This is a genomic window from Kitasatospora sp. GP30 (genome assembly GCF_029892145.1).
GTDB lineage: Bacteria > Actinomycetota > Actinomycetes > Streptomycetales > Streptomycetaceae > Kitasatospora > Kitasatospora acidiphila.
Genome location: NZ_JARZAH010000041.1, coordinates 39,065 through 56,767, shown reverse-complemented (window position 1 = coordinate 56,767; position 17,703 = coordinate 39,065). Strand labels below are relative to the sequence as shown.

Genomic DNA, 17,703 nt, shown 5'->3' with positions numbered 1-17,703 from the left:
GGTCACCCCGGTCACCCCGACCCGTCAGCCCGCTCGTGCCGCGGCAGCCATCGCAGCCATCGGGCCAGGCACCAGAGCACCAGCCCGGACAGGCACCAGCCGGCCAGCACGTCCAGGAACCAGTGGTAGTCGCACCAGATCAACCCGGCACCCACTCCGGCCCAGAGCAGCGCGGCCACGGCGGTGAACGGCCACGAGCGGCGAACGGTACGGCCCAGCAGCAGCGCCGTGACCCCGAAGCTGATGGCGGCCGTGGTGGTGTGCCCGGACGGGTACCAGCCCCACTCGTGCGGCTGCAGCGGCTCGCCGAGCGGCCCGGGACGGGCGAACCAGGCCTTCGCCGGCACCACCAGCAGCGGGATCAGCACCGCGGCGCCCGCGGCCACCGCCGGCGGCAGCCACCGGTGCGGCCGACCGGTACGCCAGAGCCGCCAGGCCGCGATCACGCCCGCGCCGAGCAGCACCGGGATCGCCGGAACCGTCGAACCGAGGTCGGAGAGGAGATGGGCCAGCCCGTCCAGCACCCCGCTGTGCAGGGAGCCGCGCAGCTGAGCGGTGCCGTGCCGGACGGCGCGGTCCAGGCCGAGCAGCGGTCCGTTCACCGCCACCAGCCAGGAGACCGCCGCCAGCAGCAGACCCAGCAGCAGCGGCACGGCCGGCGCGGCGAGCAGCCGCGCGGAGACGGCGAGGAGCCGCCCCGGAGCGGGGGGGAGAGCCCCGGGGCGGCTGGGGTGATCGCCGTTCCGTGCGCCCCGGGGGGTTTGGGCCGGACGGGCGGTCGATCGGTCCTGTGTGGGCGCCGTCGCCGGCGCCTGGTTGTCATCTCGGGCCGGCACGCCGACCGTGGGATGAGGCTCGCTGTCCATCTGCCCTGACACTACGTCAACAGGATTCGGCCCGGGTGGAGCCCGACCGGGTTCGCACAGCATCTTCACCTCGGCGGAGGCAACCTCCACCGGGTGTCGAATGTCTGCGCGCCGCCGCGCCCGGCCGGTGAGGGTGGCCTGGGCGCGACGGCGCGCGGCATGCGACGCGGGATCGGACCGACGGGATCAGCCGCCCGCCGGGTCCGGACCCAGCGGGATCAGACGCCGGCGAAGGCGCTCTCGATGATGTCCAGGCCCTCGGTGAGCAGGTGCTCCGGCATCACCAGCGGCGGCAGGAAGCGCAGCACGTTGCCGTAGGTGCCGGCGGTCAGCACCACCAGGCCCTCGGCGTGGCAGGCCTTCGCCACCGCGGCGGTGACCTCCGCGTTGGGCTCCTTGGTGCCCGGCTTGACCAGCTCGATGGCGATCATCGCGCCACGGCCGCGGACCTCGCCGATCACGTCGTACTTCTCCTGCATGGCGCGGAGCCGGCCGAGCATGACCTCGCCGATCCGCTGCGCCTTGGCGTTGAGGTCGAGCTCCTTCATGGTCTCGATGGCGCCCAGCGCGGCGGCGCAGGCCACCGGGTTGCCGCCGTAGGTGCCGCCCAGGCCGCCCGCGTGCGCGGCGTCCATGATCTCGGCGCGGCCGGTCACGGCGGCCAGCGGCAGACCGCCGGCGATGCCCTTGGCGGTGGTGATCAGGTCCGGGACGATGCCCTCGTCCTCACAGGCGAACCACTGGCCGGTCCGGCAGAAGCCGGTCTGGATCTCGTCGGCGACGAAGACGATGCCGTTGGCCTTGGCGTACTCCGCGATGGCCGGCAGGAAGCCCTTGGCCGGCTCGATGAAGCCGCCCTCGCCCTGGATCGGCTCGATGATGATCGCGGCGACGTTCTCGGCGCCGATCTGCTTGTTGATCATGTCGATCGCCTGCGCGGCGGCCTCGGCGGCGCAGTTCTCCGCGCCGGTCAGCCAGCGGTACGGGTAGGCCACCGGCACCCGGTAGATCTCCGGGGCGAACGGGCCGAAGCCCTGCTTGTACGGCATGTTCTTCGCCGTCAGGCCCATGGTGAGGTTGGTCCGGCCGTGGTAGCCGTGGTCGAACACCACCACGGCGGTGCGCTTGGTGTAGGCGCGGGCGATCTTCACCGCGTTCTCCACCGCCTCGGCACCGGAGTTGAACAGCGCGGTGCGCTTGTCGTGGTCGCCCGGGGTGAGCTCGTTCAGCTGCTCGGCCACCGCCACGTAGCCCTCGTAGGGGGTGACCATGAAGCAGGTGTGGGTGAACGCGGCCAGCTGCTCGGCGGCCTTGGCGACCACGGCCTCGGCGCTGTTGCCGACGTTGACCACGGCGATACCGGCACCGAAGTCGATCAGGCTGTTGCCGTCGACGTCCTCCAGCACACCCCCGCCGGCGCGCGTGATGTAGACCGGGAGGGTAGTGCCGACCCCCGCGGCGACCGCGCTGAGCTTGCGGGCCTGCAGCTCCTGCGACTTCGGGCCGGGGATCGCGGTGACCAGACGGCGCTCCTGCGGGAGCAGCGGTGCGGCGCTCATAGAGGTATCTCCAGGGGGTCGGCTCGGATTGTCTCGGTGCTCGCAGGCTAAGGCCGCCGCCGAGCCCACGGCATGCGCCAGTGGGGAGCACTGAGCCGTCCGACTTGTCCGGCCCGGCCAGCGCCGCCGTGGCACGGCCGATCAGGCCCCGCTCCACTACATTGAGCGCGGGCGTGTCGTCTGCCGGGCGGCGCGGGTATCCAGAATGCCGGGTGCGTCGGGGCGAGGGAGCGGGGCCGCAATGGGACTGGACGGTACACAGGGCCAGCCGGGGCGACTCCTGGAACCGGCAGCCGTGCCACGGCAGGCCGGCGGGGAGGTACGGGGGCTGCGCGGGTGGCTGGCGCAGGAACGGCCGGTGGCAGCACCGGGGGTGTACCGGCTCGGCCCCCAGCCGGACACCACTGCTTATACCGAGTCGGGTGAGCCGCAGACCGCCGCATGGCCGCTGCTGGTACGGGCAGTGCTGAACCTCATAGCGGCGCTTCTGGTGTACCGGTACGGCAACACACCAGTGCTCTATCTGCTGAAGTACACCGTCTGGCCCAGCAATCCGACGGAGGCTCAGGTCGCGTTCGGAGAGTACGGCGTCCGCATCGTGGTAGCGGTGTTCGCGGTGGTCGTGTTTGGGCGCATGGGGCGCTGGCGGGAGGTGTACAGGCGCTTCCTGACACCCACCGAACTGCGGCGCCGGGCTGAACTGGTCCGGTCCCGGGCAGTCACCAGGGAGGACGGCGCGCCTCAGCCTGAGAAGGTCGAGTCGGTACTGGAAGCCACGATGGACCCCTGGGCCGCCCTGCGCACTCCCGCGCTGGCGGGGTCGCTCGCGTTGCTGGACGCGGATACGCAGGCCAACCGGGTGAGTGATGTCGACTATGTGCGGATCCACCGGGTGCACCAGGAGGTCGCGGCGGAGGCGGCGTTGCTGGCGCGGTTCGCGGAGCAGGTGGCGGCGCGGGGGGCGGGGGCCTGTGTGCACCCGTCGGAGCAGCGTGACGTGCCGCAGCCGCGGGTGGTGGAGCACGATCTGCTGGTGGGTCAGGTCCGGTTGGGCCTCGCGCAGGACGTGGTGAAGAACCCGGCCGCGCACCGGGGGGCCGCCTTCGCGCTGGACCGGGAGCTGCTGGCCACCTCGCTGCTGGCGGTCGGGCCGGCCGGGACGGGGAAGACGGCGCGGCTGGCGCGGCCGGTGGCGGAGGCGCTCTGCCTGCAGGCGCTGACCAGGTCGGCGTGTGCGGTGGTGGTCGGCGCGGCCGAGGCGGACCTGGGGCCGGACTCCGGGTACGACGTGGTGATCGCGCCGGGCGATCCGTCGTCGCCGTACGGGTTGGACCTGTACGGCGGGGCGAACGACCCGGACGGCGCGGCGGCCCGGTTGGCGGACGCGCTGCTGCCGGACGAGTTGTCGGCCCGCACCGAGAGCGCCCGGATCGCGTTGCAGCAGGTGGTCGGGCCGTTCCAGGCGGGGTACGGCCGCTATCCGGGACCGCGGGAGCTGCGTGCGCTGCTCGGCGGTGAGGAGGCGGCCTGGGCGGAGCTGGAGGAGCGGTTGCGGGCGGCCGACCGCTGGACGGCGCACGAGTCGGACGTCCAGCACCGCCGGGGCCGGCTGGGGCGGCTGGACGATCCGGGGTCGCTGCTGGCCGATCGGCTGGCGCTGCTGGACCGGCCGGCCTTCGCGGGCTGCTTCGACGGTTCGGCGGCGGACCGGCCGGCCTTCGCGATGCGGGCGCTGGAGCATCCGCTGCGGGTGCGGGTGAAGCTGCCGGAGCGCAGCCACCCGGAGGCGGCCCGGATCCTCTCCCGGCTGGTGGTCGGGCAGTTCCTGCAGGCCGCGGCGGCGCGTTCGGACCGTTCGCTCTTCGCCGGCCTGGTGGTGGACGACGCGGCGGCGGCGCTGGACAACGCTGCGGTGCAGGGGTTGCGCCGGCTGCCGGGGGCGAACGCGGGGGCGGTGCTGCTGCTGCGCAGCCTGGTGGACCTGCCGGAGGCGCTGCGGGTGCCGCTGTTCGGGGCGGTGGGCTGCCGGATGGCATTCCCGGGGATAGCGCCGTGGGACGGCAAGCTGTTCTCGGAGGCCTGGGGGACGGTGCTGGTGCGGGAGCGGGCGGTGACGCTGGCGCCGGACACCTCGGGCGGGATGCTGCGCAAGACCGGCCGGCTGCTGCGCAAGGTGCTGGCCGGGACCACGGCGCAGACCGAGAGCGTGACCACCCGGGAGGTGGAGCGGCAGCGCTGGTCGCCGTCGGACCTGGCGCACGCGCTGCCGACCGGCCATGCGGTGGTGTCGCTGACCGCGGTGACGGGGGAGCAGGTGCCGCCGCTCCTGGTCGATCTGAGGAACTGACGCAGGGTAACCGGCAAACGGGCATTCGGTTAGTTACGCTCCGGTGGATTAGGTCTCACGGCTTGTCCGAAGCGTCCATAATGAAGACGAAAGCCCCCACTGTTCGCTCGGCTGCAACGAGGCCGCCGGGTCGGTCCCACCGAAGGTGCCATGCCCCCCACACTCGCCTCCGTCGTGCGCAACTCCTCGCTCCATCTCACGGTCCTCGCCGGAGCGGACCACCTGGAGCGACCGGTCCGCTGGGTGCACACCAGTGAGCTGGACGACCCCACCCCGTTCCTGGAGGGTGGTGAGCTGCTGCTGACCACCGGGATCAAGCTGGGCACCAGCACCAAGAGCCTGCAGGCCTATGTGCACCGGCTGGCCGACGCGGGGGTGGTGGGCCTGGGCCTGGGGGTCGGCCTGTCGCACACCGAGGTGCCGCAGCCGCTGGTGGAGGCGGCCGCGCAGCGCGGGCTGCCGCTGCTGCGGGTGCCGGAGCCGACCCCGTTCATCGCGATCAGCAAGGCGGTCTCGGCGGCGCTGGCGGCCGAGCAGTACGAGGTGGTGACCACCAGTTTCGAGGCCCAGGAGGAGCTGACCCGGGCCGCGCTGGGCCAGAACGGCACAGCGGCCGTGGTGCGTCGGCTGGCGGCCCGGCTGGGCGGCTGGGCGGCGCTCTACGACAGCTCGGGCGCGCTCTCCGTGGTGGCCCCCGACTGGGCCGCCCGCCGCGCCGCCCGGCTGGCCACCGAGGTGGACCGGCTGCGTCGCCGCCCGGCGCCGGCCAGTGCCGCGCTGCAGGGCCGGGCGCCCGGCTTCGACACCGCGGACGAGGACTTCGTGGTGGTCCAGTCGCTGGGCGCCGACCGGCGGGCCCGCGGCTTCCTGGCGGTCGGCACCGAGGACCGGATCACCCCCACCGAGCGCTATGTGCTGAACGCGGCCGTCGCGCTGCTCACCCTCACCCTGGAGCGTTCGCGCGAGCTGCGGCACGCCGAGGAGCGGATGGGCGCCGCGCTGCTGCGGCTGGTGCTGGCGGGCCAGGTGGGCACCGCCCGCCAGGTGGCCACCGGGCTGTTCGGCGGCCTGCCGGAGGGCACGATACGCATCCTGGTGGCCGGCGCCACCCCGGCCGGTGAGCGGGACGACGCCGGGGTGCCGGTGCACGACCTGACGGAGCTGGCCGAGCGCGCCGAGCAGGCCGGCGGGCGGGCGGGCGAGAAGCTGCTGGTGGCCCGCGAGCCCGCGCGGGACGTCAAGGAGGGCACCCCGCACGGCGAGCGCCTGGTGCTGCTCGCGGTGGACGGCGGCGCGGTGCACCGGGCCTGCCTGGGCGCGGTCGAGGAGCACGAGGGCCTGGCGATCGGGGTGTCCGCGGCGGCCCCGGTGGAGGACGCCGGCAGCGCCTACGCACAGGCCGAGCGGGCCCTGGCGGTGGCGCTGCGCGGTGGCCGCCGGTCGGTGGGGCACGAGGAGGTCGGCGCCGGGTCGCTGCTGCCGCTGCTGGGCGAGGACGCGGTGGCCGCGTTCGCCGAGGGCCTGCTGCGTCCGCTGCGCGAGCACGACCGCACGGCCCGCGGCGATCTGGTGGCGAGCCTGCGGGCCTGGCTCTCCCGGCACGGCCAGTGGGACGCGGCGGCGGCCGACCTCGGGGTGCACCGGCACACCCTGCGCTACCGGATGCGCCGGGTGGAGGAGCTGCTGGGCCGTTCGCTGGACGACACCGATGTGCGGATGGAGCTCTGGCTGGCGCTGCGCTCCGGCGAGGAGTCGGCCACTCTGTAAGGCCTGCGGTGGCGCACTGCGCCACCTTGGCCAATCCGTTTCACCCGGTCGGCCCCCTACCTTTGTCCGGGTAATCCACCGACGATGAGAGGGCCGGTAGCACCGTGACCACGACCCACGCATTCTGGCTGGCCGGGCGTCAGGCGACCGGCGAGTCCAGCTTCGAGGTCCGCCACCCCTGGGACGACAGCCTGGTCGGCACGGTCAGCGTGCCCACCGACGCCCAGGTGGACGAGGCCGTGGCGGCCGCAGAGGCAGCCCTGCCGGTCTTCGCCGCCACCCCCGCGCACGTCCGCGCCACCGCCCTCGACCATGTCGCCCGCCGCCTGGTGGAGCGCACCGAGGAGATCGCCCGGCTGATCACGGCCGAGAACGGCAAGCCGGTCAAGTGGGCCCGCGGCGAGGTCGGCCGGGCCGCCTCGGTGTTCCGCTGGGCCGCCGAGGAGGCCCGCCGGACCAACGGCGAGACCATGCGCCTGGACACCGACCCGGGCGGCGTGGGCCGGTTCGCCGTGGTGCGCCGTTTCCCGCGCGGCGTGGTGCTGGGCATCGCCCCGTTCAACTTCCCGCTGAACCTGGTGGCGCACAAGGTCGCCCCGGCGATCGCGGTGGGCGCCCCGATCATCCTGAAGCCGGCCCCGGCCACCCCGCTGTCCGCGCTGGTGCTGGGCGAGATCCTGGCCGAGACCGAGCTGCCGGCGGGCTCCTGGAGCGTGCTGCCGGTCGAGAACGCCAAGATGCCCGCGCTGGTCCAGGACGACCGCCTGCCGGTGATCTCCTTCACCGGTTCGGACAAGGTCGGCTACCAGATCATGGACTCGGTGCCGCGCAAGCACGTCACCCTGGAGCTCGGCGGCAACGCGGCGGCCGTGGTGCTGGCCGACTACTCCAGCGAGGCCGACCTGGAGTGGGCCGCCACCCGGATCGCGATGTTCGCCAACTACCAGGGCGGTCAGTCCTGCATCTCGGTGCAGCGGGTGATCGCCGACGCCGCCGTCTACGACGCGCTGGTCGAGAAGGTGGTCGCCAAGGTGCAGGCCCAGGTCACCGGCGACCCGTCGGACGACGCCACCGACGTCGGCCCGCTGGTCGACGAGAATGCCGCCAAGCGGGTCGCCGACTGGGTCGGGGACGCCGTGGCCAAGGGCGCCAAGGTGCTCGCCGGCGGCACCCGGGAGGGCGCCAGCTACGCGCCGACCGTGCTCGCCGACCTGCCGGCCGACGCGATCCTGGCCACCGCCGAGGTGTTCGGCCCGGTGCTCTCGCTGCACCGGGTGGACTCCACCGAGGAGGCCTTCGCGGCGGTCAACGACTCCAAGTTCGGCCTGCAGGCCGGTGTCTTCACGCATGACGTGCAGACCGCGTTCCGGGCCCACCGGGAGCTGCAGGTGGGCGGTGTGGTGATCGGTGACGCGCCGTCCTACCGCGCCGACCAGATGCCCTACGGCGGCGTCAAGGACTCCGGTGTCGGCCGCGAGGGTGTGAAGTACGCGATGGACGACTTCACCTACGAGCGGGTGCTGGTGCTGACCGGCCTCGACCTCTGATCCTGGCCGCACCGACCGGCCGTCACTACTGACGCAGAGTCACCGAATCCCGTCGCCGTACTCCGGCGGCGGGGTTCGTTGTTTCCCCGTGTTGCCAGCAAGTTCCAAGATTTCGCTACCTGTTGGTTCTATTGACCGGTCCAGGACAGCTGATTACGCTCAGCGGCGGCTCGGCAGTAACTGAGCCTTCCCCCACAAGTACTCAGGTTCGGCGCCACTCCCACAGGCGCGGCCGCCCCATGCCCGCCCGCACCTCCCCGCGGGCGCCGGCCGCTCCAGAGGGTCCCCATCGACCACCCTCATCGAAGGGCACCACCGTGTTGCGTTCGATCAAGCACTCCGCCGGCGTGGCCGTCGCGCTCACCGCCGCCGCCCTGCTCGTCGCCGCTCCCGCCAACGCCCAGGCTCCGGAGACCGCGGGCCACGCGTTGCACACCAACTCCCACGCCACCACCGCCAGCGGCGGCAACCTCGCCTACGGCGGTGGCAACGTCGTCACCAGCCCGACCGTCTATGTCGTCTACTGGGGCTCTCAGTGGGGCTCCAGCAGCATCACCAACGACCCCGCCGGTGAGGCCGCGCTCCAGCTGAGCTTCTTCCAGCACGCCTACGGCGCCGGCGACACCTGGTCCAACTCGCAGACGCAGTACTGCCAGGGCGTGGCCACCGGCACCACCCAGTGCGGCGGCTCCGGCACCCACGTCGGCCACCCGGCGTCCAACCCGGTCGGCGGCACCTGGCTGGACAGCGGCGTCACCGCCCCCAAGGCCCCGAGCAGCACCCAGATCGCCACCGAGGCGCAGCGGGCCGCCGCGCACTTCGGCGTCTCCGGTGACAACGTGCAGATCATCGTCGACGCCCCGACCGGCGTGGTGCCGAAGGGCTTCAAGACCTCCTACTGCGCCTGGCACGACCACACCACGGTGAACGGCGCCGACCTGCCCTACACCAACATGCCGTACGTCGCGGACGCCGGCTCCGGCTGCGGTGCCAACTTCGTGGCGACCGGCTCCAGCGGGGTCAGCGGCACCAGCGAGGGCGTCACCATCGTCGGCGGCCACGAGTACGCCGAGACCCTCACCGACCCGGCGCCCAGCAGCGGTTGGACGGACAGCACCGGCTCCGAGACCGGCGACAAGTGCGCCTGGGTCTCCAGCGGCCAGGGCGCGTCGTCGATCGCCGACCTGAACGGCGTGAACTACGCCGTGCAGTCGCTGTGGAGCAACAACTTCGGCAACGGCGCGGGTGGCTGCGTGACCTCCTACACCAGTGCCACCAACCAGAACTGACGGATCGTCAGCGGCGGCCCCGGCCGACTCGGCCGGGGCCGCCGCCCCGGATGGAAGGCCGCCCCCGAGGTGCGACGCCCGCTGCTCCTGCTCCCGCTGCTCCTGCTGCCGCTGACCGGCTGCGCCGGCTCCTCCCCGAAGCCGGCCGCCGCCAAGCCGGCGACCCCCGCGCCGGCCGCCACGGCACCGGCGGCCGCGGGGTCCGCGACGGCCTCGCCCGCCTGCCAGGCCCCGCCCGACGCCGTCCTGCCGCACACCGACGGCAGCCTGGCCGAGACCGACCACGGCACCTACTGCCTGGCCCCCGGCGGCCGCCTCACCGTCTTCCTGACCACCGCCGGCCCGACCGGCTGGTCCTCGGTGCACAGCTCCGCCCCGGCGGTGCTGGCCGCCGCCCAGGACCCGGTCACCGCGCCGATCGGCGTCACCGCCGGGCTGTTCGCCGGCGCCACCCCCGGCACGGCCGAGCTGACCAGCCAGGACGGCAGCGGACACAGCTGGCGGGTCACGATCGTCGTCCGCTGACACCCCTCGCGGACCCGGCGTAAGGCCTGGAAGTAAGCCCCGGCTCGGCATCCGGGCCCGGCGGGCGGGCCGGGCAGGCCACAATGGTCCCCATGAACTCGCTCGCCCATCCGCAGCTGCGCTTCACTCCGACCGTCGACGACCCGTCAGGTCCGCGGGAGCTGGTGATCCTCGGATCCACCGGCTCGATCGGCACCCAGGCCATCGACATCGTGCTCCGCAACCCGGACCGGTTCCGGGTGGTCGCGCTCTCGGCCGCGGGTGGACAGGTGGAGCTGCTCGCCGAGCAGGCCTTCCAGCTGGGGGTGCACACCGTGGCGGTGGCCCGCCCCGAGGCCGAGGCACCGCTGCGGGCCGCGCTGGTCGGGCGCGCCGCCGGGCGCCCGCTGCCCGCCGTGCTGGCCGGTCCGGACGCCGCCACCGAGCTGGCCCGGCTGCCCTGCCACTCGGTGCTGAACGGCATCACCGGCTCGATCGGCCTGGCGCCCACGCTGGCCGCGCTGCGGGCCGGCCGGGTGCTGGTGCTGGCCAACAAGGAGTCGCTGATCGTCGGCGGCCCGCTGGTGAAGGCGTTGGCCGCGCCCGGCCAGATCGTGCCGGTCGACTCCGAGCACACCGCGCTGTTCCAGGCGCTGACCGCCGGCACCCCGCGCGAGGTGCGGCGGCTGGTGGTGACGGCCAGCGGCGGCCCGTTCCGCGGCCGCACCCGGGAGCAGCTGGCCGGCATCACCCCGAAGGACGCGCTGGCGCACCCCACCTGGGCGATGGGCCCGGTGATCACGATCAACTCGGCGACCCTGGTGAACAAGGGCCTGGAGGTGATCGAGGCCCATCTGCTCTACGACATCCCGTTCGACCGGATCGACGTGGTGGTCCACCCGCAGTCGGTGGTCCACTCGATGGTCGAGTACACGGACGGCTCCACGTTGGCCCAGGCCAGCCCGCCGGACATGCGGATGCCGATCTCGCTCGGCCTGGGCTGGCCCGACCGGGTCCCGGACGCGGCCCCGGGCTGCGACTGGACCAAGGCCGCCACCTGGGAGTTCTTCCCGCTGGACGACGAGGCCTTCCCGGCGGTGGCGCTGGCCCGCGAGGTGGGTACGCTCGGCGGCACCGCGCCGGCCGTCTTCAACGCCGCCAACGAGGAGTGCGTGGCCGCGTTCCTGGACGGGCGGCTGGCCTTCACCGGCATCGTGGACACGGTCGCCAAGGTGGTCGCAGAGCACGGCACTCCGGTCCGGGGAACTTCTCTGACCATGGAAGACGTCCTCGATGCGGAGGGCTGGGCCCGGGCCAGGGCCCGCGAGCTGGCCGCCGGCTGACCAGGGCGGTGGTACCAGGCGCGGCACCAAGGACGAAGATGGCCAGTGGGAGCGACATGACGGAGGACCAGCGGTGACTACGGCGATGACGGTGCTCGGCATCGTGGTCTTTTTCTTCGGGCTGCTGTTCTCCATCGCCTGGCACGAGCTGGGCCACCTCTCCACGGCCAAGCTCTTCAAGATCCGGGTGCCGCAGTACATGGTCGGTTTCGGCCCGACCGTCTGGTCCCGCAAGAAGGGCGAGACCGAGTACGGCGTCAAGGCGATCCCGCTGGGCGGCTACATCCGCATGATCGGGATGTTCCCGCCCGGCGAGGACGGCCGGATCACCAAGCGCAGCAGCTCGCCCTGGCGCTCGATGATCGAGGACGCCCGGGAGGCCTCCTACGAGGAGCTGCTGCCCGGCGACGAGGACCGGCTGTTCTACACCCGCAAGCCGTGGAAGCGGGTCATCGTCATGTTCGCCGGGCCGTTCATGAACCTGATCCTGGCGTTCGTGCTCTTCCTGGTCAGCATGATGGGCTTCGGCGCGGTGATGAACCTGCCGACCGTCGACTCCGTCGTCCCCTGCGTGCTCCCGGTCAGCCAGGCCAAGGAGACCTGCAAGCCGGACTCGCTGCCGTCCCCGGCCGGGGCCGCCGGGCTGAAGTCGGGTGACACCATCGTCTCCTTCGGCGGCCACCCGATCAGCACCTACAAGCAGTTGTCGGGGGACATCCGGGACTCCGCGGAGAAGACCGTGCCGATCGTGGTCAGGCGCGGTGGTCAGCAGCTGACCCTGAGCGCCACGATCCAGAAGAACACCCTCGCCAAGCTGGACCAGAACGGCGACCCGATCCCGGGCACCGAGACGGTGACCGGTTTCCTCGGCATCGCCCCCACCTCCGGGGTGGTCCGGCTCGGCTTCGGCGACAGCGTCAGCCGGATGACCGACATGGCCGACACCGGTCTGCACTCGCTGATCGCGCTGCCCGGCAAGATCCCGGCGCTGTGGGACTCGGTGGTCAAGGGCACCCCGCGGCAGGCGGACTCGCCGGTGGGCATGGTCGGCGCGGCCCGGGTCGGCGGCCAGGTCTTCGCCCTGCACCTGCCGGCCTCGCAGCGGATCGCGTTCATGATCAACCTGCTGGCCGGGATCAACCTGTCGCTCTTCCTGTTCAACATGCTGCCGCTGCTGCCGCTGGACGGCGGGCACGTGGCCGGTGCGGTGTGGGAGTCGATCCGGCGGCGGGCCGCGGCGCTCTTCAAGCGTCCGGACCCCGGGCCGTTCGATGTGGCCAAGCTGATGCCGCTGGCCTACGTGGTGGCCAGCATCTTCATCGGCTTCACCCTGCTGGTGCTGATCGCCGATGTGATCAACCCGGTCAAGATCAGCTAGCCCGACCGGTCAGGGGGCGTGCAAACGGGGCCTCGCGGGTGCCGTACCGTTGGACGCCGGGTGTGCGATTCCTGCGCACCCGGCGTCGCCCGTCACCTCTACATCGGGGAAACCTGCGCACATGACCGCGATCTCGCTCGGCATTCCGTCTCTGCCGCTCAAGCCGCTCGCCACTCGCCGGGTGTCCCGGCAGATCATGGTGGGCAATGTGCCGGTGGGTGGTGACGCGCCGGTGTCGGTGCAGTCGATGACCACCACGCTGACCGCCGACGTCAATGCGACGCTGCAGCAGATCGCGCAGCTGACCGCGTCGGGCTGCCAGATCGTGCGGGTGGCGGTGCCGTCGCAGGACGACGCGGACGCGCTGCCGATGATCGCGAAGAAGTCGCAGATCCCGGTGATCGCGGACATCCACTTCCAGCCGAAGTACGTGTTCGCCGCGATCGAGGCGGGGTGCGCGGCGGTCCGGGTGAATCCGGGCAACATCAAGGCGTTCGACGACAAGGTCGGTGAGATCGCGAAGGCGGCGTCCGAGGCGGGGGTGCCGATCCGGATCGGGGTGAACGCGGGTTCGCTGGACAAGCGGCTGCTGGAGAAGTACGGCAAGGCCACCCCGGAGGCGCTGGTGGAGTCGGCGCTGTGGGAGTGCTCGCTGTTCGAGGAGCACGGGTTCCGGGACATCAAGATCTCGGTGAAGCACAACGACCCGGTGGTGATGATCAACGCGTACCGCCAGTTGGCCGCGGCGTGCGACTATCCGCTGCACCTGGGCGTGACCGAGGCCGGCCCGGCGTTCCAGGGGACGATCAAGTCGGCGGTGGCGTTCGGCGCGCTGCTGGCGGAGGGGATCGGGGACACCATCCGGGTCTCGCTCTCCGCGCCGCCGGCCGAGGAGGTCAAGGTCGGCATCCAGATCCTGGAGTCGCTGAACCTGCGTCAGCGCGGTCTGGAGATCGTCTCCTGCCCGTCCTGCGGCCGCGCCCAGGTGGACGTCTACAAGCTGGCGGAGGAGGTCACCGCCGGGCTGGAGGGCATGGAGGTGCCGCTCCGGGTCGCCGTGATGGGCTGTGTGGTGAACGGTCCGGGTGAGGCCCGGGAAGCGGACCTGGGTGTGGCGTCGGGCAACGGCAAGGGCCAGATCTTCGTCAAGGGCGAGGTCATCAAGACCGTGCCGGAGTCCAAGATCGTCGAAACCCTGATCGAAGAGGCCCTCAAGCTGGCCGAGGAGATGCAGGCGGACGGCGTCGCCGCCGGCACCCCCACCGTGATCGCCGCCGACTGACGATGAGTGGGACACCGTGCTCGACCGAGGCCTGATCCTCCCGGGCGCACTGCAGGCCGCCCGCTCACTCGCCGCCACCCGGCTGCTGGAGGCCGCCGACCTGGTGGCCGCCCTCGAGGTGCTGCACCGAGACCCGGTGGCCAACGCCTTCGTGGCCACCCGGGTCGAGGCGGTCGGCCTCGACCCGTGGCGGCTCGGCGGCGAGATGTGGGGCTGGTACGACCAGCGGGGCCGGCTGGAGTCGCTCTGCTACGCGGGCGCCAACCTGGTGCCGATCAACGCCGGCCCGCAGGCCGTGCGCGCCTTCGCCGAGCGGGCCCGGCGGCAGGGCCGGCGCTGCTCCTCGATCGTCGGCCCGGCCGGTCCCGTCGCCGAGCTGTGGGCCCTGCTGGAGCGCAGCTGGGGCCCGGCCCGCGAGGTCCGGGCCCACCAGCCGCTGATGGCCACCAGCGAGCCGGCCGCCGAGGTGGCCCCCGACCCGCTGGTCCGCCGGGTCCGCCGCGACGAGCTCGACCTGCTGATGCCGGCCTGCGTGGCGATGTTCACCGAGGAGGTCGGGATCTCCCCGCTGGCCGGTGACGGCGGCCTGCTCTACCAGGCCCGGGTGACCGAACTGGTCACCGGCGGACGGTCGTTCGCGCGGATCTCGGAGCAGGGCGAGGTGATCTTCAAGGCCGAGATCGGCGCCGTCACCAAGGGCGCCTGCCAGGTCCAGGGGGTCTGGGTGGCCCCCGCGCACCGCGGCAAGCGGCTCTCCGAGGCCGGCATGGCCGCGGTGCTGGAGATCGCGCTGCGCGAGGTGGCCCCGGTGGTCAGCCTCTACGTCAACGACTACAACCTGCCGGCCCGGGCCGCCTACCGCCGGCTCGGGTTCCGTGAGGTCGGCGCCTTCATGTCGGTGCTCTTCTAGTCGCCCCTTCTCGCCAATGTCGCTGCTCTTCGGGCCGGTTCAGGAGTAACGTCCCGGGCATGGAGCAGCTCACCGAGGTCACCGTGCAGCCGATCGACCTGGCGGCCTGGGCGCCGTACGCCCTGGAGGTCCAGGCGCAGGCCTTCGGGCTGTCGGCGCAGGAGATCGCGGTGCGGCTGCACATCGTCGGGCGGCACGCCCAACAGCCCGGGGTGCTGGCCTTCGGCGCGCTCAGTGGCGGCCGGCTGGTCGGCTTCGGCTACGGCATGCCCAACCGGCGCGAGCACTGGTGGAGCACGGTGATCGAGCCGCATCTGGAGGCCCGCGGCCACGGTGACTGGCTGGACGACGTGTTCGCCGTCACCGAACTGCACGTGCTGCCCGAGTACCAGGGCCACGGCCTGGGCAGCACCCTGATCCGCACCCTCTGCGAGCGCTCCGGGCTGCGGCGCAGCATCCTCTCCGCGATCGACGCCGAGACCCCGGCCCGGCGGCTCTACCGCTCGCTGGGCTACCGCGACCTGGCCCGCGCCGTGCACTTCCCCAACACCGACCGTCCGTACGCCGTGATGGGTGCTCAACTCCCGTTGCTGGACGGCTTCTACAGCGCCCCGGCGAACTCCAGGTAGCGCTCGGCGCCGGCCCGGTCGCCGGTCGCCAGTGCGGTCAGCCCGGCGGCCACGGCGCGGAACAGCGTCCAGCCGCGCAGCCGGTCCGCATCCACCTCGACCGCCTCGGACAGCTGCTGCAGCCGGCGCCGGACGGCAGCCTGCGGGCTGGGCGCGGCGGCCAGCGTCTCCTTGCGGTCCTGCGCCAGCCAGGCCAGGTCGTAGGCCCGCTCGCCGACCAGCGGCTGCGGGTCGATGGCCAGCCAGGGCGCCCGGTCGGCGGCGAGCACGTTGCCGTGGTGGAAGTCGCCGTGCAGCAGCACCTGCTCGTCACCGGAGTCCAGCAGCCCGGCGGCGACCTCCACCGCCTCGTCCAGCAGCTGCCGGGCGTCCAGCCGGTCGGCCGTGCTCCGCTGCTCGCCCAGCCAGGCACTGCGCTGCGCCACCTGCTCGGACACCGGCGTGAACCGGTGGCCGGCTGGCGGCGCCGTCCAGAGCCGGCGCAGCAGGCTGGTCGCCTCCAGCATCGCCTTGGCCTCGGTCAGCGAGCGCAGCGGGATGTCGCCGTGCAGCCGCTCCAGCAGCAGGAAGCCCTCGGCCGGGTCGGCGTCCAGCAGCAGGACGGCGCCGCGGCCGGCCCAGTGCGCCAGCGCGGCGTGTTCCTGGGCGGTCTCCGGGGTGACCAGGCCGGCCTTGAGCACGGCGGGGGAGGTGTCGTCGCGGCGGACCAGGCAGATCAGGCTGAGCCGGCCGCCCGGATCGGCCACCCGGTCCAGGGTCAGCCGCCGCTGCTCCAGCTGCCGGGCCACCCGGTCGGGCAGCGCGGCGAGCCACCGCTCGCCGGCCGCGCCCTGGCGGGCGGTGACGCCCTGGCGCAGGCGGTCCGGAATGGTGAGCTGTCCTGCTGCTGGCGCCATGCCGGCCTTCCATGTGGTGCTTCCCCCGCTGCTTGCTGCCCATTGTCGGCCATCACCGCCGCCCGGCCGGGTAATGCGAGTGAGCTTGAAGGGCGCGCCGGTGTCGCTGTGCTCGATCAGCGGCTCCGCCGCGGAGAGGAGGGCCGAGCGAGTGCAGTGCCCGACGACCGTCGGCGCCGGGTCGGAGCGCCCGGAGGCGAACCGAGCGACAGGCCGGCAGGTCAGCGCGGCGAACCGGACGGCGCGGCGGCGGCCGGCATGCCCGGCAGCGGACCGGCGGTGCCACCCCAGTGGGCGCACTGCAGCACCGCGGTGGACAGCGCGGCGGCGGCCCGGGCCCGCAGGTCGCCGGTGGCGGCCGCGACCAGATCGCCGTAGACCGCGGTGAGCCGCTTCTCCACCTCGGCGGCCAGCTGCCCGGCCGCGGTGGCGTCCGGCACCGGGAACGGCAGCCGGTAGCCGGGGGCGGCGGCGGTCGGGGTGGCACCGGTGCCGTTCAGCAGCCGGTCCCAGGCGTCCCGGCGGGCCTGGTGGGCGGCGTAGCAGGCGCGGGCGTCGTCCCGCTTGGGGCCGGGCGGCAGCTTGGCGCCCACCACGCCGAATGCGTAGACGGCCGCGTGCTCGGCGGCCAGCGCGGCCTGCAGGGCGGCCGTGGCGTCGGCCGACGGCGGATCGGCGGCGCCCGGCGAGCCGGAGGCCGACGGTGTGGCGGACGACGGCTGGTCGGTGGGCGCGGGCAGCGGGCTCTGGTCGCCGAGCCGGACGGCTCGCAGCGCGCCGGCGGCCGCCACCGCGGCGAGCAGCCGGGCGAGCTCGGGGGAGGCGGTGGGCAGGTCGGCGAGCCGGGCCAGGGCGGTGCTCTTCTCGGCGGCGGCCAGCCCGGCGGCCCCGGCGGGGGAGCCGCTCGGCGAGTGGCCGGCGCTGGGCGCCGCACTGCTCGGCGAACCGCTGGCGCTGGCCGCCCCGCCGCCCGGCAGCCCGGTGGCCAGCGCGCCCCGCTCGGCGGTCACCTCGGTCTGCAGCTGGGCCAGCGGTGCCCCGCCGGCGGCCGCCACCGGCACCGCCGCGTACTGGGCGAGCAGCGCGTTCGCGCCGGCCACCGCCCGGGTGCGCAGCGGCAGGTCCGGATCGGCCTTCGGTGCGCCGGCCCGGTCGTGCGCCCCGCCGCCGGAGCCGGAGCTTCTTCGCGAGCCGGTGGTGCAGGCGGCCAGCAGACCGGCGGCGGTCAGCGCCCCGGTGGCCAGAAACGTCCGCCGGCTGGGCGACTGCATCGACGCGCTCCCCGTGGTCAGGCGGGAGCCCCCGGACCCCCGCTGCCGAGACATGACTGTGGGGCGGGCCGCAACGCGAACGACACATGGTGAAAATGTTGTGCCCACCCGGACG

General features: G+C 73.4%; 14 protein-coding genes. 10 read left to right on the top strand and 4 right to left on the bottom strand.

What is annotated here, in order from left to right:
* Positions 1-11 precede the first annotated feature (11 nt).
* Both P3T35_RS34160 and gabT read right to left on the bottom strand, forming a co-directional pair.
* Positions 12-866 carry a phosphatase PAP2 family protein gene (locus P3T35_RS34160; RefSeq protein ID WP_180356446.1) on the bottom strand — a complete coding sequence of 285 codons (855 nt, stop codon included), beginning with the start codon at positions 864-866 and terminating at the stop codon, positions 12-14.
* A gap of 218 nt (positions 867-1,084) precedes the next feature.
* Entirely contained in the window at positions 1,085-2,425 is a 1,341-nt protein-coding gene (gabT, locus tag P3T35_RS34155; protein WP_101380372.1) for a 4-aminobutyrate--2-oxoglutarate transaminase, read from the bottom strand.
* Positions 2,426-2,783: 358 nt separating this feature from the next.
* Between gabT and P3T35_RS34150 the strand changes: the two genes are divergently transcribed.
* The 10 genes from P3T35_RS34150 to P3T35_RS34105 all read left to right on the top strand — a co-directional run bounded on the left by P3T35_RS34150 (position 2,784) and on the right by P3T35_RS34105 (position 15,421).
* Positions 2,784-4,772 carry an ATP-binding protein gene (locus tag P3T35_RS34150; protein ID WP_143676798.1) on the top strand — a complete coding sequence of 663 codons (1,989 nt, stop codon included), beginning with the start codon at positions 2,784-2,786 and terminating at the stop codon, positions 4,770-4,772.
* Positions 4,773-4,922: 150 nt separating this feature from the next.
* Positions 4,923-6,539, top strand: coding sequence for a PucR family transcriptional regulator (locus P3T35_RS34145; RefSeq protein ID WP_101380370.1), 1,617 nt, complete (start codon positions 4,923-4,925; stop codon positions 6,537-6,539).
* A 104-nt stretch (positions 6,540-6,643) separates the two neighbouring features.
* The gene (locus P3T35_RS34140) at positions 6,644-8,086 is read left to right on the top strand and encodes an aldehyde dehydrogenase family protein (protein ID WP_101380369.1); all 1,443 of its coding nucleotides are present in this window, start codon (positions 6,644-6,646) and stop codon (positions 8,084-8,086) included.
* Positions 8,087-8,403: 317 nt separating this feature from the next.
* Positions 8,404-9,375 carry a hypothetical protein gene (locus P3T35_RS34135; protein ID WP_101380368.1) on the top strand — a complete coding sequence of 324 codons (972 nt, stop codon included), beginning with the start codon at positions 8,404-8,406 and terminating at the stop codon, positions 9,373-9,375.
* Between the two features lie 69 nt (positions 9,376-9,444).
* A complete protein-coding gene (locus P3T35_RS34130; protein ID WP_101380367.1) occupies positions 9,445-9,900 on the top strand; it encodes a hypothetical protein in 456 nt (151 codons plus the stop codon).
* Positions 9,901-9,992: 92 nt separating this feature from the next.
* Positions 9,993-11,222, top strand: a complete 1,230-nt coding sequence (dxr, locus tag P3T35_RS34125; protein ID WP_101385010.1) for a 1-deoxy-D-xylulose-5-phosphate reductoisomerase — start codon at positions 9,993-9,995, stop codon at positions 11,220-11,222.
* A gap of 73 nt (positions 11,223-11,295) precedes the next feature.
* A complete protein-coding gene (locus tag P3T35_RS34120) occupies positions 11,296-12,600 on the top strand; it encodes a site-2 protease family protein (RefSeq protein ID WP_101380366.1) in 1,305 nt (434 codons plus the stop codon).
* A 121-nt stretch (positions 12,601-12,721) separates the two neighbouring features.
* Positions 12,722-13,882 carry a flavodoxin-dependent (E)-4-hydroxy-3-methylbut-2-enyl-diphosphate synthase gene (gene ispG / locus P3T35_RS34115; protein ID WP_101380365.1) on the top strand — a complete coding sequence of 387 codons (1,161 nt, stop codon included), beginning with the start codon at positions 12,722-12,724 and terminating at the stop codon, positions 13,880-13,882.
* 49 nt (positions 13,883-13,931) lie between these two features.
* Complete coding sequence (locus P3T35_RS34110) at positions 13,932-14,792, top strand: GNAT family N-acetyltransferase (RefSeq protein ID WP_101385009.1); 861 nt, start codon at positions 13,932-13,934, stop codon at positions 14,790-14,792.
* Between the two features lie 59 nt (positions 14,793-14,851).
* The gene (locus P3T35_RS34105) at positions 14,852-15,421 is read left to right on the top strand and encodes a GNAT family N-acetyltransferase (protein ID WP_101380364.1); all 570 of its coding nucleotides are present in this window, start codon (positions 14,852-14,854) and stop codon (positions 15,419-15,421) included.
* Here P3T35_RS34105 and P3T35_RS34100 read toward each other — a convergent pair.
* Together P3T35_RS34100 and P3T35_RS34095 are read right to left on the bottom strand one after the other, a co-directional pair.
* Positions 15,394-16,317 carry an aminoglycoside phosphotransferase family protein gene (locus P3T35_RS34100; RefSeq protein WP_101385008.1) on the bottom strand — a complete coding sequence of 308 codons (924 nt, stop codon included), beginning with the start codon at positions 16,315-16,317 and terminating at the stop codon, positions 15,394-15,396. The genes P3T35_RS34105 and P3T35_RS34100 overlap by 28 nt on opposite strands.
* 221 nt (positions 16,318-16,538) lie before the next feature.
* Positions 16,539-17,588, bottom strand: coding sequence for a ferritin-like domain-containing protein (locus P3T35_RS34095; protein WP_101380363.1), 1,050 nt, complete (start codon positions 17,586-17,588; stop codon positions 16,539-16,541).
* Positions 17,589-17,703 lie beyond the last annotated feature (115 nt).